This is a genomic window from Pseudomonas anguilliseptica (assembly GCF_900105355.1).
Classification (GTDB): Bacteria; Pseudomonadota; Gammaproteobacteria; order Pseudomonadales; family Pseudomonadaceae; genus Aquipseudomonas; species Aquipseudomonas anguilliseptica.
The window spans coordinates 4,355,613-4,379,634 of the sequence record NZ_FNSC01000001.1; the positions used below are offsets into that span (position 1 = coordinate 4,355,613).

At 59.5% G+C, this 24,022-nt stretch carries 21 protein-coding genes; 12 read left to right on the forward strand and 9 right to left on the reverse strand.

What is annotated here, in order from left to right; genetic code table 11:
• Positions 1 to 7 precede the first annotated feature (7 nt).
• From BLW24_RS21335 to BLW24_RS21345, 3 genes are read right to left on the reverse strand one after another with little or no spacing between them, the layout of a single operon-like run.
• Positions 8 to 871 (reverse strand): carbohydrate ABC transporter permease, encoded by an 864-nt coding sequence (locus BLW24_RS21335; protein ID WP_090386726.1) that lies wholly within the window; start codon positions 869 to 871, stop codon positions 8 to 10.
• Positions 868 to 1,980: an ABC transporter ATP-binding protein gene (locus tag BLW24_RS21340; protein ID WP_090386728.1), complete on the reverse strand. Its 1,113-nt coding sequence runs from the start codon at positions 1,978 to 1,980 to the stop codon at positions 868 to 870. Before BLW24_RS21340 ends, BLW24_RS21335 begins: the two co-directional genes overlap by 4 nt.
• Positions 1,980 to 3,074 carry an ABC transporter ATP-binding protein gene (locus BLW24_RS21345; RefSeq protein WP_090386731.1) on the reverse strand — a complete coding sequence of 365 codons (1,095 nt, stop codon included), beginning with the start codon at positions 3,072 to 3,074 and terminating at the stop codon, positions 1,980 to 1,982. Before BLW24_RS21345 ends, BLW24_RS21340 begins: the two co-directional genes overlap by 1 nt.
• Positions 3,075 to 3,334: 260 nt before the next feature.
• Between BLW24_RS21345 and BLW24_RS21350 the strand changes: the two genes are divergently transcribed.
• The gene (locus BLW24_RS21350; protein WP_090386734.1) at positions 3,335 to 5,200 is read left to right on the forward strand and encodes a sigma-54-dependent Fis family transcriptional regulator; all 1,866 of its coding nucleotides are present in this window, start codon (positions 3,335 to 3,337) and stop codon (positions 5,198 to 5,200) included.
• Positions 5,201 to 5,231: 31 nt separating this feature from the next.
• The gene (locus BLW24_RS21355) at positions 5,232 to 5,447 is read left to right on the forward strand and encodes a hypothetical protein (RefSeq protein WP_090386736.1); all 216 of its coding nucleotides are present in this window, start codon (positions 5,232 to 5,234) and stop codon (positions 5,445 to 5,447) included.
• Positions 5,448 to 5,547: 100 nt separating this feature from the next.
• Here BLW24_RS21355 and BLW24_RS21360 read toward each other — a convergent pair whose 3' ends face one another.
• The 3 genes from BLW24_RS21360 to BLW24_RS21370 all read right to left on the reverse strand — a co-directional run bounded on the left by BLW24_RS21360 (position 5,548) and on the right by BLW24_RS21370 (position 9,521).
• A complete protein-coding gene (locus BLW24_RS21360) occupies positions 5,548 to 6,336 on the reverse strand; it encodes an alpha/beta hydrolase (protein ID WP_090386738.1) in 789 nt (262 codons plus the stop codon).
• 75 nt (positions 6,337 to 6,411) lie between these two features.
• A complete protein-coding gene (gene cysS, locus BLW24_RS21365) occupies positions 6,412 to 7,794 on the reverse strand; it encodes a cysteine--tRNA ligase (protein WP_090386740.1) in 1,383 nt (460 codons plus the stop codon).
• A gap of 62 nt (positions 7,795 to 7,856) precedes the next feature.
• Positions 7,857 to 9,521 (reverse strand): glutamine--tRNA ligase/YqeY domain fusion protein, encoded by a 1,665-nt coding sequence (locus tag BLW24_RS21370; RefSeq protein WP_090386742.1) that lies wholly within the window; start codon positions 9,519 to 9,521, stop codon positions 7,857 to 7,859.
• A gap of 306 nt (positions 9,522 to 9,827) precedes the next feature.
• Between BLW24_RS21370 and BLW24_RS21375 the strand changes: the two genes are divergently transcribed.
• The 3 genes from BLW24_RS21375 (at position 9,828) to BLW24_RS21385 (ending at position 12,481) form a co-directional block, all read left to right on the forward strand.
• Positions 9,828 to 10,322: a peptidylprolyl isomerase gene (locus tag BLW24_RS21375; RefSeq protein WP_090386745.1), complete on the forward strand. Its 495-nt coding sequence runs from the start codon at positions 9,828 to 9,830 to the stop codon at positions 10,320 to 10,322.
• A complete protein-coding gene (gene lpxH, locus BLW24_RS21380) occupies positions 10,319 to 11,047 on the forward strand; it encodes a UDP-2,3-diacylglucosamine diphosphatase (protein WP_090386747.1) in 729 nt (242 codons plus the stop codon). The genes BLW24_RS21375 and lpxH overlap by 4 nt, the downstream gene beginning before the upstream one ends.
• A 99-nt stretch (positions 11,048 to 11,146) precedes the next feature.
• Positions 11,147 to 12,481, forward strand: coding sequence for an SPFH domain-containing protein (locus tag BLW24_RS21385; RefSeq protein WP_090386749.1), 1,335 nt, complete (start codon positions 11,147 to 11,149; stop codon positions 12,479 to 12,481).
• A 50-nt stretch (positions 12,482 to 12,531) separates the two neighbouring features.
• Here the strand turns inward: BLW24_RS21385 and BLW24_RS21390 are convergent, their stop codons facing one another.
• Positions 12,532 to 13,137 carry a MiaE family protein gene (locus BLW24_RS21390; RefSeq protein ID WP_090386752.1) on the reverse strand — a complete coding sequence of 202 codons (606 nt, stop codon included), beginning with the start codon at positions 13,135 to 13,137 and terminating at the stop codon, positions 12,532 to 12,534.
• Between the two features lie 248 nt (positions 13,138 to 13,385).
• Between BLW24_RS21390 and BLW24_RS21395 the strand changes: the two genes are divergently transcribed.
• On the forward strand, positions 13,386 to 14,249 hold the full coding sequence (locus BLW24_RS21395; protein WP_090387826.1) for a universal stress protein: 864 nt from the start codon (positions 13,386 to 13,388) through the stop codon (positions 14,247 to 14,249).
• A gap of 61 nt (positions 14,250 to 14,310) precedes the next feature.
• Here the strand turns inward: BLW24_RS21395 and BLW24_RS21400 are convergent, their stop codons facing one another.
• Entirely contained in the window at positions 14,311 to 14,787 is a 477-nt protein-coding gene (locus BLW24_RS21400) for a DUF1289 domain-containing protein (RefSeq protein WP_090386754.1), read from the reverse strand.
• Positions 14,788 to 15,193: 406 nt separating this feature from the next.
• Between BLW24_RS21400 and acnB the strand changes: the two genes are divergently transcribed.
• The 5 genes from acnB (at position 15,194) to alaC (ending at position 22,684) form a co-directional block, all read left to right on the forward strand.
• The gene (acnB, locus tag BLW24_RS21405) at positions 15,194 to 17,803 is read left to right on the forward strand and encodes a bifunctional aconitate hydratase 2/2-methylisocitrate dehydratase (protein WP_090386756.1); all 2,610 of its coding nucleotides are present in this window, start codon (positions 15,194 to 15,196) and stop codon (positions 17,801 to 17,803) included.
• Positions 17,804 to 18,018: 215 nt separating this feature from the next.
• Entirely contained in the window at positions 18,019 to 19,215 is a 1,197-nt protein-coding gene (locus BLW24_RS21410; protein WP_090386758.1) for a CmpA/NrtA family ABC transporter substrate-binding protein, read from the forward strand.
• Between the two features lies 1 nt (position 19,216).
• Entirely contained in the window at positions 19,217 to 19,795 is a 579-nt protein-coding gene (locus BLW24_RS21415) for an ANTAR domain-containing response regulator (RefSeq protein WP_090386762.1), read from the forward strand.
• A 178-nt stretch (positions 19,796 to 19,973) separates the two neighbouring features.
• Complete coding sequence (locus tag BLW24_RS21420; protein ID WP_090386764.1) at positions 19,974 to 21,338, forward strand: pyridoxal phosphate-dependent decarboxylase family protein; 1,365 nt, start codon at positions 19,974 to 19,976, stop codon at positions 21,336 to 21,338.
• 119 nt (positions 21,339 to 21,457) lie between these two features.
• Positions 21,458 to 22,684 carry an alanine transaminase gene (gene alaC, locus BLW24_RS21425; protein WP_090386767.1) on the forward strand — a complete coding sequence of 409 codons (1,227 nt, stop codon included), beginning with the start codon at positions 21,458 to 21,460 and terminating at the stop codon, positions 22,682 to 22,684.
• A 35-nt stretch (positions 22,685 to 22,719) separates the two neighbouring features.
• Here the strand turns inward: alaC and BLW24_RS21430 are convergent, their stop codons facing one another.
• The gene (locus BLW24_RS21430; RefSeq protein WP_090386769.1) at positions 22,720 to 23,112 is read right to left on the reverse strand and encodes a hypothetical protein; all 393 of its coding nucleotides are present in this window, start codon (positions 23,110 to 23,112) and stop codon (positions 22,720 to 22,722) included.
• A gap of 211 nt (positions 23,113 to 23,323) precedes the next feature.
• Between BLW24_RS21430 and BLW24_RS21435 the strand changes: the two genes are divergently transcribed.
• Positions 23,324 to 23,641: a transcriptional regulator gene (locus BLW24_RS21435; RefSeq protein ID WP_090386771.1), complete on the forward strand. Its 318-nt coding sequence runs from the start codon at positions 23,324 to 23,326 to the stop codon at positions 23,639 to 23,641.
• Positions 23,642 to 24,022: the final 381 nt, after the last annotated feature.

Below are 24,022 nucleotides of genomic sequence, written 5' to 3' on the forward strand. Positions count from 1 at the left end.
GTCGGCCTCAGCGAGTCTTATCGTTGTGGGTCATGGCGGTGTAGAACAGCCAGGACACCAACAGGATGATCAGGAAGTACACCAGCGAAAACGCCGCCGCTGGGCCCAGGTCGAACTGGCCGATGGCCATTTGCGTCAAGGTCTGACTGAGGAAAGTAGTGGCGTTTCCCGGCCCGCCGCCAGTGAGCACAAAGGGCTCGGTGTAGATCATGAAGCTGTCCATAAAACGCAGCATCACCGCGATCAGCAGCACGCTCTTCAACTTGGGCAGCTGGATATGGCGGAACACCGCCCAGTCAGATGCACGGTCGATACGCGCGGCCTGGTAATACACATCAGGAATGGCGCGCAGGCCCGAATAGCACAGCAATGCCACCAAAGAGGTCCAGTGCCAGACGTCCATGATCAGCACAGTGACCCAGGCGTCGCTGGTATTGGAGGCATAGTTGTAGCTGATGCCCAGGCTATTTAGGGTCCAGCCAAGCAGGCCAATGTCGGCACGGCCAAATATCTGCCAGATGGTGCCAACCACGCTCCACGGAATCAGCAGCGGAATCGCCAGCACGATCAGTACCAGCGAGGCCATGCGACCCTTGGTCGGCATGCACAGGGCGATGGCAATCCCTAAAGGAATTTCGATCAGCAGTACACACGCGGAGAAGATGAACTGGCGTAGCAGCGAGTCATGCAGGCGGGTGTCCTGCAGTACCTGCTTGTACCAATCGACCCCGACGAAATAACGGGTGGAGTGGTCGAAGATGTCCTGCACCGAGTAATTGACCACCGTCATCATCGGCACGATGGCGCTGAACGCCACCAGCAGAAATACCGGCAGCACCAGCCACCAAGCCTTGTTGTTCTGCACCTTCATGGCTGCACCTCCAGCGCTTGCGCCTCAACCAGAAAATCATCGGCGTAAAGCATCAACCACTGCGTCGGGAAGCTCAGGTATACCTGCTGCTGCGGCACGGGCTGATCTTCCTGCAGGCGGACCTTGAGTGACTGGCCATCGAGCTTGAGGGTAAGAATTTTATAGGTGCCGAGGTCTTCAACATGCACCACCTCGCCACACAGCGCATCTTCGTTTGGGCCATCCCAGACGTGGATGAACTCCGGGCGGATACCGATTTTCAGCTTGGCCCCTGGGAATTCGGCCAGGCGTCGATTGAGCGCTGCCGATAACGGCAGCACGGTGTTGTTGAAACGCACTCCGCCGGCATAAGGCAGCACATCAATCAGGTTCATCCCCGGGCTACCAATGAAGTAGCCGACAAAGGTATGGCTGGGGCGCTCGAACAACTCACGCGGCGTGCCGAACTGGACAATCTGACCGCCATACATCACCGCGATCTTGTCGGCGAAGGTCGAGGCTTCGAGCTGGTCGTGGGTGACGTAGACCATGGTGATATTGAACTGCTCGTGAATCTGCTTGAGCTTGCGTCGTAGCTTCCACTTGAGATGCGGATCGATCACCGTCAATGGCTCGTCGAACAGGATCGCCGAGACATCATCGCGCACCAGGCCGCGGCCCATGGAAACCTTCTGCTTTTCGTCGGCAGTCAGGTTGCTGGCGCGCTTGTGCAGCAACGGGTGCAGCTCCAGTACCTCGGCAATTTCGTTGACCTTGGTGAGGATCTTCGCCTCACTCATGCCCTGATTACGCAAGGGGAAGGCCAGGTTGTCGAACACCGTCATGGTGTCGTAGACCACCGGAAACTGGAAAACCTGGGCGATATTGCGCTGCTCGGGCGGCAGCGCGTTGACCACCTTGCCATCAAACTGCACTTCGCCGTGCGAAGGGCTGAGCAGCCCGGAAATGATGTTGAGCAGGGTCGACTTGCCACAGCCGGATGGCCCCAGCAGCGCATAGGCGCCGCCCTGCCCCCACACATGATTCATCTCGCGAATGGCGTAATCGGCCGCGCCAGTCGGCGTGCGACTGTAACTGTGGGCCAGATTGAGCAAACGGATCTCGGCCATCAGGCAACCCTCCCCAGACGCCGGCTTGGCGCCTGAATCAGCTGCCCATCCGCGGAAAAGACAAACAATTTATGGGTCGGGATATAAATAAGAATCGCGCTATCCACGTCGTATTCATGCACCCCAGGCAGATGCAGTACCAGCACGAACTGCTCGTTGCGCACATGCAGGAAGGTTTCCGAACCGCTGATCTCGGCCAGCTCGACCGTCACCGCCAGCTCCAGATCATCGTCGTTAGACGGCACTAGACCGATATGACTGGGACGTACGCCGAAACGATACTCACCTTCGGCGATACCTTGCAGGTCCGGGTTGAGCGGGAAATGCACGGTATCGGCAAAACTTACTTCGGTGCCGCTGACGCGCCCCGGCATCAGGTTGATCGCCGGTTCCGAGAACAGCTCGGCGGCCAACACCTGCTGCGGACGGTGATAGACCTCGACGGTCTTGCCGCTCTGCACCACCCGCCCCTCATGCAGGATGGTGGTGGTGCCACCCAGGGCCAGCGCCTCATTGGGCTCGGTGGTGGCATAGATGGCGATAGTGTGGCGAGCCTGGAACAGCTCGCGCATCTCCTGGCGCAGCTCTTCACGCAGCTTGTAGTCGAGGTTGACCAGCGGCTCATCGAACAGAATCAAGGAAGCGTCCTTGACCAGCGCCCGCGCCATCGCCGTGCGCTGCTGCTGGCCGCCGGACAGTTCCAGCGGGTAGCGCTTGAGCAAACCATCAATGCGCAGCATCTGCGCCGTGGCATGCACTTTCTCTTCAATCAACGCCTTACTCACACCGGCCTGGCGCAGCGGCGAGGCGATGTTCTCGAACACCGTAAGGGTCGGATAATTGATGAACTGCTGATAGACCATCGACACGTTGCGCTGGCGCACCGGCACCTGGGTCATATCGGCGCCACTCATCAGAATGCGTCCGCTCGTGGGTTTATCCAGGCCCGCCATCAGGCGCATCAGGCTGGTCTTGCCAGACAGCGTGCGCCCCAGCAGCACATTGAAGGAGCCAGGTTCGAAGCTCAGGCAGGCATCGTCGATATACAGCTGGTGATCAACGATCCGCGTGACATGCTCCAGGGTAAGTGACATGGGCCGTCCTTTTTCTTGTTATCTACCCAGCTACAAGGCGAGTTCCGTGCCAACCCTTCAAAGCAAAAATAAGCCATTGATTTAAAACAACTACCACCAAAGTTAAACAACACACGGAGACAGCACTGAACAGTTTTGAACAGTGCACAGTGAACAACTGAACAGTTACAGCGTTGACATTGAACAGCCTTCGGCGACACTGCACAGGCCCGGCGCAGACCGTGGCCCATAACAACAAGAACCCGCGCGAGAGACCTGTCATGGCTGACGCTGTCACTGCCCTGCCTCACGAGACCATCATCCAGGACTCCTGGACACGTTGCCGTGACTACGGCCTGACCCACCAGAGCACACCTATCTTCAACCAGCCCGAACGCGGCGAAGTCAACGCCCTGCTGGAAAGCCAACACGCTCTGGTGCACACCACCCACAAGGAAGTGCTGCCTTACTACGGCACCATCCTGGCCAATTCCAATTGCCTGATCATGCTGGCCGACCATCAGGGCCAGGTGCTGCAATCCTGGGGTGACCAACGCTTTATCGAACCGAGCCGCGCCGCCGGCTTTGTCGCTGGAGCCACCTGGCTGGAGCGCTATACCGGTACCAATGCCATCGGCACCGCCCTGAGTTGCTCCCAGGCCGTCCACATTCAGCACGATGAGCACTTCCTCAAAGCCAACCGCTTTATGACCGGCTCGGCCTCGCCGATTTTTGATGAACAACGGCAGATGATCGCGGTGCTGGATGTGTCCAGCGACAGCTACCTGCCGCCCTCGCACACTCTAGGCATGGTCAAGATGATGAGCCAGTCGGTGGAAAACCGCCTGATCCTCAACCTGTTCCAGCAGCGATACTTCCAGCTGAGTTTCAATACCAGCCTGGACAACCTCAGCAGCCCCTGGGCTGGGTTGCTGATTTTTGATGAGCAAGGCCAGGTGGTTTCCGCCAATCGCCGTGCCGACAGCCTGCTCGGCGTGGGCCTGACCCGGGTGAATATCGAAAGCCTGTTCGACGTACCGCTGCAGCAACTGCTCAACCAGCCCGAGGCGCTGCCGTTCAACCTGCGCGCCAGCGGGCGTTTTCGCTTTCATGCTCAGATCAAACGCCCACAGCAACCCTCGCCAATCCAGGCCCGCGACTTTCGCCAAACCCAGCAGCCGCCTGCCAACGCCACGTGCACCTCCTTCGCCCTCGCCTCGCTCAACCTCGGCGACCCGCGTGTCGATAAAGCCGTGCGTCAGGCCGAGCGGTTACTGGAAAAGAACATCCCGATCCTGGTGCATGGCGAAACTGGCGTCGGCAAGGAGGTTTTCGTCAAAGCCCTGCACCACGCCAGCTCGCGTGCCAGCCAGGCATTTATCGCAGTCAACTGCGCGGCCATTCCCGCCGAGCTGGTGGAGTCCGAGCTGTTTGGTTATGAAAAAGGCGCATTTACCGGGGCCAATCAGAAAGGCAGCATCGGCCTGATCCGCAAGGCCGACAAAGGCACGTTGTTTCTCGACGAAGTCGGCGATATGCCGCTGCGGGTGCAGGCCCGCTTGCTGCGAGTATTGCAGGAGCGCTGCGTACAGCCGTTGGGCAGCAGTGAGCTGTACCCGGTGGATATCCGCCTGATTTCTGCCACCAACCGCCCGCTGCGCCAAGATGTGGAAAGTGGGCTATTTCGCCAGGACCTCTACTACCGCATTAGCGGCCTCAACCTCGAGCTGCCGCCGCTGCGTGAACGCACCGACAAGGCCGCCATGGTCCAACGCATCTGGGATTACCACCGCGAGCCACAGCAATGGGCGGGACTCAGCCAGGAGGTACTGAGCCTGTTCGAGCGTCACCCATGGCCTGGCAATCTGCGCCAGCTGAGCAGCGTCCTGCAGATTGCCCTGGCCATGGCGGAGGATCAGCAGATCCGTGCAGAACACTTGCCGGATGATTTCTTTGCCGACTTGCAGCCAGCTGCTGCGCCAACAGCCGCCACCCAGCCGCAACCGCTGGTGAGCAACAGCGCTGATGATCTGGCCAGCCAGTACCAGGCCTGCGGCGGCAATATCTCGCACCTGGCGCGCAGCCTAGGGGTCAGCCGCAACACGCTGTACAAACGCTTACGGGAATCAGGGCTGACGTCGCGCTAGAGCACGTCGTAGCCTTTGTAACACCCAGCCTGTGCCAGCCTTCGTGACCTTCCACGACCTCAACCCCTACACCGCACGGCATATGCAGAAGTACCTGCAGGCTCTTCCGGATGTGGCAGAAGATGTGAGCCTGGCCACCGACAAGCAACCGCTCTGTGCCCAACGCGACACTCTGCAACGTGCTGCATCAAGACGTGCTCTCGGTACCCCACTGCAGTACGCCCGCCTGCCGGGCCTATGGAACTGACTGTGGAACTTAGCCCTGCGGCCTAACGGTTCACGTGATCACTATGAGTCTGCTCACACTCTCACGCGCATAGATCAAACAAGGCCAAGCCAGCACCGCCTTAGCCCTTACACAACGCGCCCTTAAGCAGCTCCAAGTATTCCGGGCGTTGCGATAACGAGTTATGTCCCGCTGCCGGAATAACCTTGAGCGCAGCCACACCCGGGGTGAAATGGCTGAAAAGCGCATCGGTGCTGACGCGAGGAATGACCTGATCCCACTCCGCCGCGATCAACAGTGTTGGCACACGAATCTGCTGGGCGTACTGCCAGGACTCGAATTTATCCTTAAGCAGCCACTGCACGGGGATATAAGGGAAACGGCTCTGCGCCAGCTCCTGGATGCTGTTGTAAGGCGTAATCAGAACCAAATGGGCTGCCGGCCGCTGACTGGCAAGGCGCACTGCCACACCCGAGCCCAAACTGCGCCCCACCACCACAGTGCAGGGGTGCTGGGCATAAACCTGGTCGAACAGAGCAAGCGCATCGGTTTGAATAGCCTCTTCTGTGAGCGAGCCGCTGCTTCCGCCGTAACCTCGGTAATGCAGCAGGTAGAGCGCATGGTCGCTGAAAGCCTGGGAAAATTCGGGCAGATTGAGGGAGACATCCTCGCCGTTGCCGCCGAAATAGATCAGGGCATTGCGCCCCTCGAGTAGCCGGGTAGAAACCAGCACCTCGGCATCTTCCATGGACAGCTTCAGCAGCGTGTTGGGGTTATCGATAGCGCGGGGCTGTGGGAAGTAGATAAGCGAACGCTGGAACACCAGCAAAGCAACGCAGAGCAACACATACAAGGCCGCCACCCAGAGCAGAAACGTAACCAAGGTTCGCGATAGACGACTGGCGTGCATTGAGTCTTCCCTCTATTTCCATAGCCGCAAATAAACAAGCCGCTCGAAAGCGGCCTGTTTAATCCAACACCTGCCTTACTCCGCCAAACGCCAGGTAGTGCCACCCTTGCCGTCTTCCAGCACCACGCCCATGGCGGTGAGCTGGTCGCGAATGCGGTCAGACTCGCCCCAGTTCTTCTCGGCACGGGCCTGCAGACGTGCGGCAATCAAGGCTTCAACTTCAGCAGCATCGACCTTGCCTGCAGCGCCAGCCTGGAGGAAGGCTTCAGGCTCCAGCTGCAACACGCCGAGCACCCCAGCCAGGCCCTTCAAGCGCGCAGCCAGCCCAGCAGCAGCCTGCACATCGCTTTCGCGCAGGCGGTTGATCTCACGCGCCAGTTCGAACAACACAGCGCAGGCTTCCGGCGAGTTGAAGTCGTCATCCATGGCCGCCGCAAAACGCTCAACAAAGGCTTCGCCACCAGCCGGGGCAGCAACAGGCAGGCCCTTGAGTGCGTTATAGAAACGTTCCAGGGCGCCTTTGGCTTCACGCAGGCTGTCTTCTGAGTAGTTGATCGGGCTGCGGTAATGGCTGGACACCAGCAGGTAGCGCACCACTTCCGGGTGATACTTCTCCAGCACTTCGCGAATGGTGAAGAAGTTGCCCAGGGACTTGGACATCTTCTCGCCGTCCACACGCACCGCGCCGGCGTGCATCCAAGCGTTGGCGTAGAGCTTGCCGGTGGCCGCTTCGCTCTGCGCGATCTCGTTTTCGTGGTGCGGGAACACCAGATCCGGGCCGCCGCCATGAATATCGAAGGTCTCACCCAGGCAGCAGGTCGACATCACCGAGCACTCGATATGCCAGCCCGGACGACCGGCACCCCAAGGCGACTCCCAGCTCGGCTCGCCGGGTTTGACGCCTTTCCATAGGACGAAATCCAGCGGATCTTCTTTGATTTCGTCCACTTCAATGCGCGCACCGATCTTCAGCTCATCGATCTTGCGGCGCGACAGCTTGCCGTAGGTTTCGAACTTGGTGACGCGGTAGTACACGTCACCATTGCCGGGCGCGTAGGCAAAACCCTTGTCGATCAGGGTCTGGATCATCTGGTGCATACCGGCGATATGCCCAGTAGCACGTGGTTCCTGATCCGGGCGCAGCACATTCAGGCGTGCCTCGTCTTCGTGCATAGCGGCGATCATGCGCTCGACCAGCGCTTCAAACGGCTCGCCGTTCTCGTTGGCACGCTTGATGATCTTGTCGTCGATGTCGGTGATATTGCGCACGTAGGTCACGTCATAGCCACGGTGGCGCAGCCAGCGAGTCACCACATCGAACGCCACCATCACCCGCGCATGACCGATATGACAGAAGTCGTAAACCGTCATGCCGCACACATACATGCGCACCTGGTTACCCACCAGCGGTTTGAAGACGTCTTTGCTTTTGGTCAGCGTGTTGTAGATCGAGAGCATTGCAGTTCCTTGGAAACCGCGGGCCAGCGTACCGGCCCGGTTCTAATCAGAGCGACTGGGCCTTAGGCCCAGGAGTCACGCAGCGTTACGGTACGGTTAAACACTGGCGCACCCGGTTTGCTGTCCTTCATATCCGCGCAGAAGTAGCCTTCGCGCTCGAACTGAAAGCGCTCTTCCGGGGCAGCCTCAGCCAGGGATGGCTCAGCGCGACAGCCCTTGAGCACCACCAGCGAATCCGGGTTGATGTTGTCGAGGAAGCTGCCACCCTCTTCGTCCTTCTCCGGGTTGGCGGAACGGAACAGGCGGTCATACAGGCGCACTTCACACTCAACGCTTTCAGCGGCCGGCACCCAGTGAATCACGCCCTTGACCTTGCGACCTTCAGGGTTCTTGCCCAGGGTGTTTTCGTCGTAGCTGCAGCGCAGTTCAACGATATTGCCCTCGGCATCCTTGATCGCCTCATCGGCGCGAATCACGTAGCTGCCACGCAGACGCACTTCACCGCCTGGGATCAGGCGTTTGAAGCCGGCCGGCGGGACTTCTTCGAAGTCGCTGGCATCGATGTAGATTTCGCGACTGAACGGCAGCACGCGTACGCCCATGTCCTGCTTGGGATGGCGCGCCAGTTCCAGGTTTTCCTTCTTCCCTTCCGGGTAATTGCTGATCACCACTTTCAGCGGCTTGAGCACGCACATGGCGCGTGCGGCATTGGCGTCCAGGTCATCACGAATAGCGAATTCCAGCATGCCAATATCCACCACGCCGCCAGCGCGGTTGACGCCAATCATATCGCAGAAGGCGCGGATCGACGCCGGGGTATAGCCGCGACGGCGGAAGCCCGACAGGGTCGACATGCGCGGGTCGTCCCAACCATTGACGTGGTTTTCGTCAACCAGCTGCTTGAGCTTGCGCTTGCTGGTAATCGTGTAGTTGAGGTTCAGGCGAGCGAACTCGTACTGACGCGGCTGCGCCGGCACTGGCAGCTGCGCCAGGAACCACTCGTACAGCGGACGGTGGTCTTCGAACTCCAGGGTACAGATCGAGTGGGTGATGCCTTCGATGGCGTCCGACTGACCGTGGGTGAAGTCATAGCTCGGGTAGATGCACCACTTGTCACCCGTCTGGTGGTGGTGAGCATGACGAATGCGATAGAGGATCGGGTCGCGCAGGTTGATGTTCGGCGAGGCCATATCGATTTTCGCACGCAGCGAACGAACGCCATCAGCGAATTCGCCGGCTTTCATACGCGCGAACAGATCAAGGTTTTCCTCAACGCTGCGCTCACGGAACGGGCTGTTCTTGCCCGGCTCGGTAAGATTGCCGCGGTAGGCACGCATCTCTTCGGCGTTCAGGTCACAGACGAAGGCTTTGCCCGCCTTGATCAGCTCGATGGCCCAGGCATGCAGCTGGTCGAAATAATTGGAGGCATAACGCTCCTCGCCCGCCCACTGAAAACCCAGCCACTGCACGTCGCTCTTGATCGCGTCGATGTACTCCTGGTCTTCCTTGGCGGGGTTGGTGTCATCAAAGCGCAGGTTGCACTCGCCACCAAACTCCTTGGCCAGGCCGAAGTTCAGACAGATCGACTTGGCGTGGCCAATATGCAGGTAGCCATTAGGCTCCGGCGGAAAACGGGTAATGATCTTCGCGTGCTTGCCGGCATCCAAGTCAGCCTGGACGATGGGACGAAGAAAGTTAGCGGCGGCGACAATTTCTGGCTTGCTCATGGGGTCCTTGGCGAGTGCGGGGCACGATTTAGAGCCTGTTCACAACCTTGCGAGCTAGAGCTAATCGGTGGCGAAAATAGCCGAGGAAGCGGAGTTTACGACTGTAAATGAGCATTCCGAGGTAGTTTTCAACGCCGTTTAGCCAACGCGCAGCAGGTTGTGGACAGGCTCTCAGGGTAGGCCGGCTTATACAAAGCGCTTATCATAGCCGAAGCTGTCAACCCCCTGACAGGCCCAAGAACCGCTGCAATGCCCTTTGCTGGAAATTCAGCGGCTCACGGATTTATCGACAGAGCGATTACCTACATGATCAAGCTGCACACCAACCACGGCGTTATCACCCTTAACCTGTTCGAAGACAAAGCCCCGGAAACTGTGGCCAACTTCAAGCAGTACGTCTCGGAAGGCCACTACGACAACACGGTGTTCCACCGCGTAATCAGCAACTTCATGATTCAAGGCGGCGGTTTCGAGCCGGGCATGAAACAAAAAACCACCCGCGCCCCGATCAAGAACGAAGCCAACAACGGCGTCGCCAACAAGATCGGCACCGTAGCTATGGCCCGTACCATGGAGCCGCATTCGGCCTCTGCGCAGTTCTTTATCAACGTGGGCGACAACAGCTTCCTCAACCACAGCGCGCCGACCGTACAAGGCTGGGGCTATGCGGTGTTCGGTGAAGTGGTTGAAGGCATGGACGTGGTCAACGCCATCAAGGCCGTTGCAACCACCAGCAAGTCTGGCCACCAGGATGTACCGGTTGATGACGTGATCATCGAGCGCGCCGAGATCGTTGAGTGATTCTACTGATCTCCGATCTGCATCTTGAACAGGCGCGCCCGGATATCAGCCGGGCGTTTCTGCACTTTCTCGAAACCCGTGCAGTTCACGCTGACGCCCTGTATATCCTCGGCGACTTCTTTGAAGTGTGGATCGGCGACGACGCCATCACGCCTTTTCAACGCTCGATTGCCCAAGCATTGCGCAGCCTTAGCGAGCGCGGCACACGTATTTACCTGATGCATGGCAATCGTGATTTCCTGATCGGCAAGACCTTCTGCCAAGAAGCTGGTTGCACCCTGCTTCCCGACCCGTGCGTGATCGAGCTTAACGGTGAGCGGACATTACTGATGCATGGCGACAGCCTGTGCACTCAGGACATCGGCTACATGAAGTTGCGCCGTTGGCTGCGCAACCCCATTTCGCTGTTTATCCTGCGCAACTTGCCGCTCAAAACCCGGCAAAAACTGGCGCGCAAACTGCGCAATGAAAGCCGCACGCAAACGCGGATGAAAGCCGGCGATATTGTCGACGTCACCACGGATGAAGTACCGCGCATCATGGCCGCCCACCGTGTGTGCTCCCTGATTCACGGCCATACCCACCGCCCTGCTACACACTCGCTACAAGTCAACGGCCAGGTAGCGCAACGCATTGTGCTTGGCGACTGGGATAAACAGGGCTGGGCGTTGCAAGTTGACTGCCAGGGACTGCAACAAAGCGCCTTCGAACTGGCTCCTGCCTGAAACTTTGACGGCGCGCACAAAGCGCTAAACGGCCCCCCTTGACGGATTATTCGCCGATCATCAGCATCGGCGACCTCAAAACGCCATCAGGGACCGATCATGCTGATCAACAAGGTACAGCTCTTAAAATACGCCATTGCCCCCGCCGCACTCGTAGCGCTGAGCTTTGTTACATTCAACAGTGTTTTTTTCTATAACGAAGCCGGTTTTGCCACCCACGTGCGGACCATCTTCGGCGAAGAGAAAGTGGTCGACGACGTTGGCTACGCCACCAAATGGTTCGGCCGCGCCACCGCCTGGAAGAAGGCCCTGAGCGTACAGTCGGTGCTCACCGAAGCCCTGGCCATCGACGACAGCAGCGACAACGACTCGCTCGGCGCGACTATCGAAGCCTTCCCTATCGTGTTTCTCGGCAACGTCGACGCCAAGGTCGAGTCCTCCGCGCGCTTCCGCCTGCCGGCGGGCGAGCAGTTCCTGAAAATCGCCCAGGAATACCGCAACCCGGAGAACTTCATCAAAACCGCGCTGGTGCCGGCCATCAAGGAAACCCTGCAAGCCACCGCCTCGCTGATGAGCGCCGATGACTTCTATGCCGGTGCACGTAGCGAGTTCGCCGCCGAGTTTGAAAACCAGCTCAATGACGGCCTGTACCTGATCAAGCGCAAGGAAATTCGCGGCCCGCGCGGCCATCAACCGAGCCAGACCGCGATTCTGCAAGCTGGTACCGAGCAAGGCGCGTTCGGCGACAACAACGTCAGCCAGTTCGTCACCGAAAAGGTCATGGACAGCAAAGGCATCCCGGTACGCAAGCAGCAGCAATTCCGCAAATACGGCGTGGAAGTGGTTGAAGCGCGCATCACCAACGTCGACCCCAACCCTCAGTACAAACAGCGCATGGTCAAGGTGCAGCAAGCCCTGGCTGAGCTGGCCGTCGCGCGGCAGAACCGCCTGAAGGAAGAAGAAGAGAAGCTGCTGGTGACCGCCCGCGGTGAAAAGGAAGTGGAAGCGCGCCGCCAGGAAACCCTGCGCGACCAGATCGAACGTACCACCCAGGCAGAAACCGAGAAGCAGCTGGCGATCATCAACGCCGAGCGTGAGAAAGGCCGCGCCGAGATCGAAAAACAGACCGCCGAACTGCTGCGTGATAAAGCAGCGATCACTGCAGACGCAACGAAAATCACCGCCGACGCCGAAGCCCATGCCCGTGAAGCCGTGATCAAGGCGGACGGAGCGCTACAACCTAAGCTTGATGCGCTGATCGCGATCAACAAGGTCTGGGCCGAAGCTGCTGCTCAGGCACCGGTGCCGAGTGTGATGATGGGCGGCGGTAGCGATGGCACCAGCAGCCGCCAGGATGAAATCGGCCAGCTGATGGGCGTACTGGCCACCAAGGCGGCACGCGACCTGGCGCTAGACCTGAAAGTGCAGCAGTAAGCACCACACACTCACCTACAAAAAAGCGCCCAATTGGGCGCTATTTTATTTTAGAGCGGCGGCACACCGCTGTGAAAGCGAAACTCAGTGTCTGGCGACTCGATCAGTTCGCGCTCCGCCGCCCTCACCCGTTCGATGGCCTGATCAACGTCACGCGCCTCGCCATACTGATAAGCCAGCTTCAGGTAATTCTGAAAATGCCGCGCTTCGCTTTTCAGCAAACCGAAGTAGAACTTGCCCAGTTCTTCATCCAGATGCGGCACCAAGGCCTCGAAACGCTCACAGCTGCGCGCCTCGACAAACGCACCGACCACCAGGGTATCCACCAGTTTGTGCGGCTCATGGGTACGCACCACCTTACGTAAGCCTGAGGCGTAGCGCGCCGCCGACACCGGGCGCAGGCCGATTTTGCGGCGTTTCATGATGCGCAGCACCTGTTCATGGTGCACCAGCTCCTCACGGGCCAGGCGCGACATGGCGTTGAGCAGATCAACGTAGGTGCTGTACTTGGCCATCAGACTCAGCGCCGTGCTGGCGGCCTTGAATTCGCAGTTCTTGTGGTCAATCAGCAAGGTCTGCTGATCGGCCAAGGCAGCGGTGATCCAGGCATCTGGTGTGCGGCAACCGAGAAACTCGTGGATTTCCGGCAGGTTCATCGGTGCACACTCAACATCGGGCTATACCCGGACTGAACGATGGTGCAACGCAGCAAATGATCGGTTTGGGCTGACAGATACATAAATTCACAAAAATGGGCGGGCTTGGCTTGAGCAGTGCGGCTGCAGGGCCGCCATTATACGAATGAACACGCGAACAGCCACTCGATTGACGCCGGTCAAGCAGCAAGCCAGTGGCAGCGATCTATAGTGATAAACAGTACAACCGACTGCACATGGAGATGATCATGCAAGCTATTCGCAGCATTCTGGTGGTGATGGAGCCCAATCACACGGAAGACCTGGCCCTGAAACGCGCCAAGCTGATTGCCGGCGTCACTCAATCGCACCTGCACCTGTTGGTATGCGACAAGAAAAGTGATCACACCGGCTACCTGCGCGACCTTACTGGCTTGCTCAACAGCGAAGGTTTCAGCACCTCCAGCCAACAAGCCTGGGATGAAAGCCAACACCAGACCATCGTGAACGTGCAGCAGGCCGAAGGCTGTGGGCTGGTAATCAAGCAGCATTTCCCTGACAACCCACTGAAAAAAGCCCTGCTCACCCCCGATGACTGGAAGCTGCTGCGCTACTGCCCTGCACCAGTGCTGATGGTAAAAACCGAAAAACCCTGGGCCGGCACCGCGATCCTGGCGGCCGTCGATGTCGGGAATGCCGACAGCGAACACCGCACTCTGCACACCAGCATCGTCAGCCATGGCTTTGATATTGCTGCCCTGGCCAAGGCCGAACTGCATGTAATCAGCGCTCACCCGGCACCCATGCTCTCGGCGGCCGACCCAACCTTCCAGCTCAAGGAAACCATCGAAGCGCGCTACCGCGAGCAATGCAAAGCGTTTCAAGCCGAGTACGAGATCAGCGATGAGCGTCTGCATATCGCTGAAGGCCCGGCCGATGTGCTGATTCCTCAGACGGCGCATCGACTCAATGCTGGCGTGACGGTGATCGGCACTGTGGCGCGTACCGGGATTTCCGGCGCACTGATCGGCAATACCGCCGAGGTAATTCTCGACTCGCTGGAAAGCGACATTCTGGTACTCAAGCCAGATGACATCATCACCCACCTGGAAGAGCTGGTCGCCCAGCGCTAACCCTTCTGCCGCGTAACGAAAAAGCCGCCTGAACAGGCGGCTTTTTCGTTTGAAGATGGCTTCAGACTCTTATCTCAAGTCCTTCAAGCAGAAAACGCGGCGCGATGTAGCGCTCGTAATGCGCCTCGGACAGCAGAAAGAACTCGCGATCAATCGCATCGCGCAGCTCCGGCAGGCCCCAGCTGCGAAACTCTGGCAGCAGCACCATGCCATAGGCCTCCAACTGACTGATCACTCGTGCGCCACGGGCGATCAGTTGATAGGCCCAGCAATACGGTGACTGTTGCGGGACAAAACGGATCTTGCGCTGCTCCAGCTGCATTCGCAGACGATCAGCATCGAAAACCTCCAGCTTAGCCGCCATCACCTGCACCAACAGCACCTCCAGGCGCAGCCAAACGGCACGCTTTTCCTCATCGTTATAGCCGTTCCAGTTGATCACCTCATGGTGGAAGCGCTTACAGCCACGGCAGACCAGATCACCGTAAACAGTGGAGCACAGGCCGACACAAGGGGTTTTGATACGTTGGTTGGACATAACGAAAGGCATGGGTACTGGCGGATAAGGCGGCATCTTAGCCCTTTGTCTAAGGCAGATCACCCCCAGATAAACAGGGCCTTTGGCTTAACTTTATCAAAGCTTTCCAGTAGAATTGGCCGGCCTTTTAGAGGCAGCAACGTCCGTTGGAAGCTGTTTTCAAAGCGTCACGAGCACAGTCAATCCTGCAGGTTCGATGTTGGTGCCGACCCTTGAACCACCCTTCAAGTGTCTGCACCAGCCCTCATCCAGCCCGTCCTGCCGGCGTAAAACTTTGAAAACAGCTTCTGCAAGAAAGCAGCGCAACCTCGGCTGAGCGGCCCATAAAGCCACGAAGCGCCTGGTTTGTTGCTTTCTGGATCGCGTCCCGGACAACCCTTTGGGACCACTGATGAGGGTAATAACTGTGCTTGAAGCCTATCGCAAACATGTAGCAGAGCGTGCCGCTCAGGGTATCGTGCCCCAGCCGCTGAACGCCGAACAAACCGCAGGCCTGATCGAGCTGCTGAAAAACCCGCCAGCCGGCGAAGAAGCTGTTCTTCTCGACCTGATCACCAACCGCGTGCCGCCAGGCGTCGACGAAGCTGCCTACGTCAAGGCCGGTTTCCTCTCTGCCCTTGCCAAAGGCGAAGTCACTTCCCCACTGATCAGCAAGCAACACGCTGTTGAACTGCTCGGCACCATGCAAGGCGGTTACAACATCGCCACCCTGGTTGAGCTGCTCGACGACAGCGAACTGGCTGCCGTGACTGCCGAGCAACTGAAGCACACCCTGCTGATGTTCGACGCCTTCCACGACGTCGCTGAAAAAGCCAAGAACAGCAACGTTCACGCCAAAGGCGTACTGCAATCCTGGGCTGACGGCGAGTGGTTCAAGAACCGCCCGACCCTGGCCGACAAGATCAGCCTGCGCGTATTCAAGGTCACCGGCGAAACCAACACCGACGACCTGTCCCCAGCTCCAGATGCCTGGTCGCGTCCGGATATCCCGCTGCACGCCCTGGCCATGCTGAAAATGGCCCGTGACGGCATCGTGCCGGACGAGCAAGGCGTAACCGGCCCGATGAAGCAGATCGAAGCCATGCGCGGCCAAGGTTTCCCGATTGCCTACGTCGGTGACGTAGTCGGTACCGGTTCCTCGCGTAAATCCGCCACCAACTCGGTGCTGTGGTTCTTCGGCGACGACATCCCTAACGTGCCAAACAAGCGCGCAGGTGGCTTCTGCTTCGGCAGCAAGATTGCACCGATCTTCTACAACACCATGGAAGATGCCGGCGCTCTGCCAATCGAATTCGACGTTTCCAACATGCACATGGGCGACGTGATCGACCTGTACCCGCATGCTGGCAAAGTCTGCAAGCACGGCACCGACGAAGTACTGGCCACCTTCGAAATGAAGACCCCGGTACTGCTCGACGAAGTCCGCGCTGGCGGCCGTATCCCGCTGATCATCGGTCGCGGTCTGACCGAGAAAGCCCGTGCCGAACTGGGCCTGGGCCCAACCGACCTGTTCAAGCTGCCTGAGCCACCGGCTGCCAGCACCAAGGGTTTCACCCTGGCGCAGAAGATGGTCGGCAAGGCGTGCGGCCTGCCAGAAGGCAAAGGCGTGCGCCCTGGCACCTACTGCGAACCGAAGATGACCACCGTCGGCTCCCAGGACACCACTGGCCCGATGACCCGCGACGAGCTGAAAGACCTGGCGTGCCTGGGCTTCTCCGCTGACCTGGTGATGCAGTCGTTCTGCCACACCGCGGCGTATCCAAAGCCAATCGACGTCACCACCCACCACACCCTGCCGGATTTCATCCGCACCCGTGGCGGCGTGTCCCTGCGTCCTGGCGACGGCATCATCCACAGCTGGCTGAACCGCATGCTGCTGCCGGATACCGTCGGTACCGGTGGTGACTCGCACACCCGCTTCCCGATCGGCATCTCCTTCCCGGCCGGTTCCGGTCTGGTTGCCTTCGCCGCTGCCACTGGCGTTATGCCGCTGGACATGCCGGAGTCGGTACTGGTGCGCTTCAAGGGCAAACTGCAACCAGGCATCACCCTGCGTGACCTGGTGCATGCCATCCCTTACGTGGCCATCCAGAAAGGTCTGCTGACCGTCGAGAAGAAAGGCAAGAAGAACATCTTCTCCGGCCGCATCCTTGAGATCGAAGGTCTGGACGAGCTGACCGTTGAACAGGCTTTCGAGCTGTCCGACGCCTCGGCCGAGCGTTCCGCTGCAGGTTGCACCATCAAGCTGCCGGAAAAGGCGATTGCCGAGTACCTGCGTTCGAACATCACCCTGCTGCGCTGGATGATCAGCGAAGGCTACGGCGATGCCCGCACCATGGAACGTCGCGCTCAAGCGATGGAAGCCTGGTTGGCCGATCCGAAGCTGATGGAAGCCGACAAGGACGCCGAGTACGCCGAAATCATCGAAATCGACCTGGCCGACATCAACGAGCCGGTTCTCTGCGCACCGAACGACCCGGATGATGCTCGTCTGCTGTCCTCCGTTCAAGGCGAGAAGATCGACGAAGTGTTTATCGGTTCGTGCATGACCAACATCGGTCACTTCCGCGCTGCCGGTAAGTTGCTGGAAAAAGTCGAAGGCACCCTGCCGACTCGCCTGTGGCTGTCGCCGCCGACCAAGATGGACCAGCATCAGCTTACCGAAGAAGGCTACTACGGTATCTACGGCACAGCTGGCGCGCGCATGGAAATGCCGGGCTGCTCGCTGTGCATGGGTAACCAGGCACGCGTTGAGGCGAACTCCACCGTGGTTTCGACCTCCACCCGTAACTTCCCCAACCGTCTGGGCGATGGTGCCAACGTCTACCTGGCTTCGGCCGAGCTGGCGGCTGTTGCGGCCATCACCGGTAAACTGCCGACTGTTGAGGAGTACATGGACTACGCGAAGAAAATCGACACCATGGCTGCGGACGTTTACCGCTACCTGAGCTTCGACCAGATCGCCGAGTTCCGTGAAGCTGCTGCAAACGCCCAGATCCCTGCTGTTCAGGTCTAAGCGTTACCCGCAACAAGAAAGCCCCGCCTAGTGCGGGGCTTTTTATTTCCCATCGTACCCGCTTGCAGGCAGATGGCATATACCTTGCTCTGGCTTAAGTCATCAGGCCTTTCCAACGGCGGAAATGGCTCAAATAGACAATGGTGTCGTTCCGATCGCAGACTGAAGTCGGCGTTTGACACGGCACCTTTTTGTGTGGGCACAGGAAACGCACCATGAATGAGCACGACATCAGCCGCAGCGATACACCGGAAAAACCGGTACTGAATATCGGCTTTATGGCCCTCACAGACGCCGCATCGGTCATCGTGGCCGCCACCCAGGGCTTTGCTGAGAAGCATGGTTTGACCCTCAACCTGCAACGCCAGGCATCCTGGGCCACCTTGCGCGATAAGCTGCTGAGCGGCGAGTTAGATGCCGCCCACTGCCTCTACGGTTTGATTTATGGCGTGCAGCTGGGTCTTGGCGGGGCGCCAGCTACCGACATGGCGGTGCTGATGGGCCTGAATCAGAATGGTCAGAGCATCAACCTGTCGCCCGCTTTGCAAGCTGCTGGTGTGAGCACTGGCAGCGCATTGGCGCAACGCGCGCACCAGTCTGGCGCCAAACTGACCTTCGCCCAGACCTTCCCCACCGGCACCCACGCCATGTGGCTGAACTACTGGCTGGCCAGCCAAGGCATCCACCCGCTAAATGATGTCGACAGCGTCGTCGTTCCACCACCACAGATGCTCGCCCACCTTAAGGCCCGGCGTATCGACGGCTTCTGCGTTGGTGAGCCCTGGAGTGCCCAGGCAGTGGATGAACAGATGGGCTGCACCTTGACCACAAGCCAGGCGATCTGGCCCGACCATCCGGAAAAAGTTCTGGGTTGTACCCGCGAGTTTGCCGAACAGCACCCCAACAGCGCCCGCGCCCTGATCATGGCGGTGCTGGAAGCCAGCCGGTTTATCGATGAAAGCGAGGAAAACCAGCGCAGCACGGCGCAACTGCTCAGCGGTAGCGAGTATGTCGATGCGCCGCTGTCGGCGATCCAGCCGCGCTTTCTCGGCCAATATCAGGACGGTCTCGGCCACGCGTGGCAAGACGCCCATCCACTGCGTTTTCACGCAGGCGGCGCGGTCAACCAGCCCTACCTATCCGACGGCATGTGGTTTATGACCCAGTTCCGCCGCTGGGGCCTGCTGCGCGAAGACCCGGACTACCTGGTGATTGCCCGCCAGGTGCAACAACTCGACCTCTACCGCCAGGCCGCCGAGGCGCTCGGCATCGAGGTACCAAGCGACATGCGCAGCAGCCAGTTGCTCGACGGCCAGGTCTGGGATGGCAGCGACCCGGCCGGTTACGCACGCAGCTTTGCCCTGCACGCCCTGGCGGATGCATCTATCGGCGCCCAACAGGAGGGCCGCTGACATGCTGCGCATCCTGCTGATCAACGACACTGCCAAGAAAGTCGGCCGCCTGAAAACCGCCCTGACCGAGGCCGGCTTCGAAGTCATCGATGAATCCGGCCTGACCATCGACCTGCCGGAGCGGGTCGAGGCAGTTCGCCCTGACGTGATCCTGATCGACACTGAATCACCCAGCCGCGATGTGATGGAACAGGTGGTGCTGGTCAGCCGCGATCAGCCGCGACCGATTGTCATGTTCACCGACGAGCACGATCCCGGCGTAATGCGCCAGGCGATTCAGAGCGGCGTCAGCGCCTATATCGTCGAGGGCATTCATGCCCAGCGCCTGCAGCCGATTCTCGACGTGGCCATGGCGCGTTTCGAGAGCGACCAGGCGCTGCGCGCACAACTGCAGGCCCGCGATGCCCAGCTGGCTGAACGCAAACGCATCGAATTGGCCAAGGGCCTGTTGATGAAGATGAAAAGCTGCGACGAGGAACAGGCCTACACCCTGATGCGCCGCCAGGCCATGAGCCGTCAGCAGAAACTGGCGCAGGTGGCCGAACAGATCATCGCCATGCACGACATGCTCGGCGACTGAAACAAGCAGCGGCGCCCGACCTACGGGCGCCATAACTGTACCGGTCAACCTTGCACTGTTACCCCATCAGTACCGTAGCAACTTCAACTGTACGGCTCACTTCCTACAACTGTGTATCTGCGCTAGCAGGCCCTGACTGGCTAAGGTGAAGGCATCATCGCCCACCGCCGAGAGTGCCATGCCCACCTCCCATGAAGAACGCCAGCTACTGGCCGAAGCGGATCGCCGCGCCCTCGGCTATTACGATGGCATCGACAGCCGTCCGGTCTACCCCTCACCCACCGCCATAGCCGCACTACAGGCATTCGAGCAGCCACTGCCCGAACAGGGCCTGAATGATCTGGAAGTGCTACGCCAGCTGGATGAGATCGGCTCGCCCGCCACCGTGGCCAGCAACGGCCCGCGCTACTTTGGCTTCGTCATCGGCGCCGCCCTACCCGCAGCCGCCGCAGCGGAACGCATGGTGCTGGCCTGGGACCAGTGCGCTTCCTCCTTCGACAATGCGCCGGTCGCCGATGTGCTGGAGCGCACCGCCGGACGCTGGGTACTGGATGCTCTCGATCTGCCGCGTAGCAGCGCCGTCGGCTTCGGCACCAGCGCCACCGCCTGCACCCTGGCCAGCCTGTCGGCCGCGCGCCGCGCACTGCTGGCGCGCAAAGGCTGGGACTTCGATGGCGATGGCCTGATTGGTGCGCCGGAAGTGCGCGTAGTAGTTTCCGCCACCTGCCACATCACGGTGAAGAAGGCCCTTCGCATCCTCGGTTTCGGCATAAACCGGCTGATTGTCGCCCCCACCGGCGCCCAAGGCCGCATCGACCCGGCGCAGCTGCCGGCTCTAGATGACCTGAGCATCCTCTGCCTGCAAGCCGGCGAGGTGAACACCGGCGAATTCGACCCGTTCGCCGAGCTGATCCCCAGAGCCAAGGCCGTCGGAGCCTGGGTGCATGTCGACGGCGCCTTCGGCCTATGGGCCCGCGCCTCCTCTTCTGCGCATCTGGCCACTGGCGTGGAGCTGGCCGACAGCTGGACCTGCGACGGCCACAAGTGGCTAAACACCCCCTACGACGGCGCCATGACCATCTGCCGTGATGCCGATGCCCTGGCCACGGCGATGAACAGCGACGCCGCCTATGCCAGCGCGAGCAAAGACGCGCAGAAGAACCTGACCCTGGAGTTCTCCCGCCGCGCCCGCGGCGTGGCGATCTGGGCGGCACTGGCCAGCCTCGGCCGCGATGGCCTGCGCGAACTGATCGACCGGCATATTCGCCAGGCCGGTCGGCTGGCCGAGCGCCTGCGCGATGGCGGTTACCCCGTACTCAACCGTGTAGTACTCAATCAGGTACTGGTGCGCGGCGATAACGACGCACAGACCGTGGCCATTCGCGAAGCGGCGCAGGCCAGCGGCGAAGTCTGGTTCGGCCCGACAATTTGGCAGGGCCGCCCGGCCTTTCGCCTGAGCGTCTCGTCGTGGCGCACCATGGATGCCGATATCGAACTGCTGGCCGATTTGCTGCTGCGCCTGAAACGACAGATTCCGACCTGAAACCAGCGTTGCTATGGGGCTCGACAAAGCTCTGCAGCAGCGCTTATCTTCGCCGCCTGGCCAGCGCACTGGCCAACGTCGCTCGGACGGTTCCGGGCGCTTACGTATCCGAGGAAAGCATGGCTGACCAAGCTTCGCGCCGCTTTGCGCGCATAGATCGACTCCCCCCCTACGTTTTCAACATCACTGCCGAATTGAAGATGGCCGCGCGTCGCCGTGGCGAAGACATCATCGACTTCAGCATGGGCAACCCGGATGGCCCTACGCCGCCGCATATCGTCGAAAAACTGGTGCAGGTCGCCCAGCGTGAAGACACCCACGGCTACTCCACTTCCCGCGGTATCCCGCGCCTGCGCCGCGCCATCTCGCGCTGGTACAAGGACCGCTACGAAGTCGAGATCGACCCGGAAAGCGAAGCCATCGTCACTATCGGTTCCAAGGAAGGTCTGGCGCACTTGATGCTGGCCACCCTGGATCATGGCGACACGGTACTGGTACCCAACCCCAGCTACCCGATTCATATCTACGGCGCGGTAATCGCTGGCGCACAGGTGCGTTCGGTACCGCTGATTCCCGGCGTGGACTTCTTCGCCGAGCTGGAACGGGCGATTCGCGAGTCGATCCCCAAGCCGAAGATGATGATCCTCGGCTTCCCCTCCAACCCCACTGCACAGTGCGTGGAGCTGGACTTCTTCGAGCGCGTGGTGGCTCTGGCCAAACAATATGACGTGCTGGTGATCCACGACCTGGCCTACGCCGATATCGTCTACGACGGCTGGAAAGCCCCGTCGATCATGCAGGTGCCGGGCGCCAAAGACATTGCCGTGGAGTTCTTCACCCTGTCCAAAAGCTACAACATGGCCGGCTGGCGCATCGGCTTCATGGTCGGTAACAAGGAGCTGGTCAGCGCCCTGGCGCGGATCAAGAGTTACCACGACTACGGCACCTTCACCCCGCTGCAGGTGGCGGCGATTGCCGCGCTGGAAGGTGATCAGCAATGTGTGCGCGATATCGCCGAGCAATACCGCCAGCGCCGCAATCTGCTGGTCAAAGGCCTGCACGAGCTGGGCTGGATGGTCGAAAATCCGAAAGCCTCGATGTATGTCTGGGCAAAAATTCCCGAGCAGTACGCGCAGCTCGGCTCGCTGGAGTTCGCCAAGAAGCTGCTGCTGGAGGCCAAGGTCTGCGTCTCGCCAGGTATCGGCTTTGACGACTACGGTGATGACCATGTGCGCTTTGCCCTGATCGAAAACCAGGACCGCACCCGTCAGGCGATTCGCGGGATAAAAACGATGTTCCGCGCAGACGGTCTGTTACCCGCCAAGAAGGCCAAGGCCGACGAGTAGCAAAAAGAGGGCACCTTAGGGTGCCCTCTTTCGTTTCAGCCGGAGTAATCCAGCACCGTCCAAACCTTGCTTAGACCACTGCTGATGACGCAGCCACTCTGCCCGAGTTGATTGTTGCTGTGCAGCGACATCAGGTTGGTCATGCCATCCGCCGCATCCGAGCGTTCGCTCAGCCACTGCACGCGGCCGCAGTTGGCCGTTTCAATCACATAACTGGCCGCCACGGCAGAATTCTCGCTCGGCTGCCTGATCACATCCACCACCGTGCCCTGCTCTTCCACGCGCTTTCCGTCGGATACCAGCACGGCCCAAGCCAGGCCGTTCTCAATCACCAGGTAGGTGCCATTGGCCCTGGGTTGCTCAAGCTGCGGCTGCGCACAGCCAGCCAAAAGACCCAACAGCACAATTGTCATCAGCATCTGTTGCATTGTTAGTGACTCCTCTGCAGTGCCTGTAGCCATTGGCTTTGCGGGCAGATGGCGCGAGTGATCGAGTAGGTGCCGGTTAAGGCCTTGGGCTTACTATTATCGAATACTGTTTATTTGTACAGTATTTTTCGATTACCCTTGGCTATGCCATCCAGCCAACCATACCGCCCGGCAGATCGGGCCCATACAAGGCATTAACAGGAGTACCCAGATGCTCGACGTACTGCAGCTGAAACACAGCGTAAACCGCATGCCTTTGGAAAAAGTCCGGGCCACAGTCAATGAATTGCAGCTTGAAGGCATCGTTACCGAGGGTAAAACGCCGTTTTCCCGAGTGCACTTCAACACCTGCTTTGCCGAGATCGAAGCCTTGCTGCAGCGCGCCGGCTATCACCGCCAGCTGGATGTAGTCGGTTATCAGGGCCTGGCCTATGCCATGTTCGACCCCTCGCGCTGGGAGGCGGTGGAGGTGCTGCGCTGGCTCAAGGAATTTGTCGAGGAAGCTCAGGGTAAATCGCTGTCCCGCTAAGCTAGCGGTACGCGATCAACACCTGGGCGCCCCCGGCACCAAGGCGAAGCAAAAGCGCTTGGCAGCAGTTAGCCATGCACAGCATTGGCTCGCAGAATCTGCGGCAGAGCGATATGGGCCAACTTCAGGAAGACATCGCCATGAAATTTGAACTTAAAGTTATTACTAGATACAGTAAGTAACTAACTGATTTATATAGATATATAAGCCTATTTATAAATCATTACTTACCGTCACAACACCATCCCAAACGCGCCGTAGCAGTCGCCAGCTAAAGCTGGCAAGCCCTTTGCTTATTCACCCTCAGGCACTAGCCAACACCCGTCTTCAGATCGCCAACGGCGGTGATCAGGACGAATTGACAAAGACGTCAAAGACACC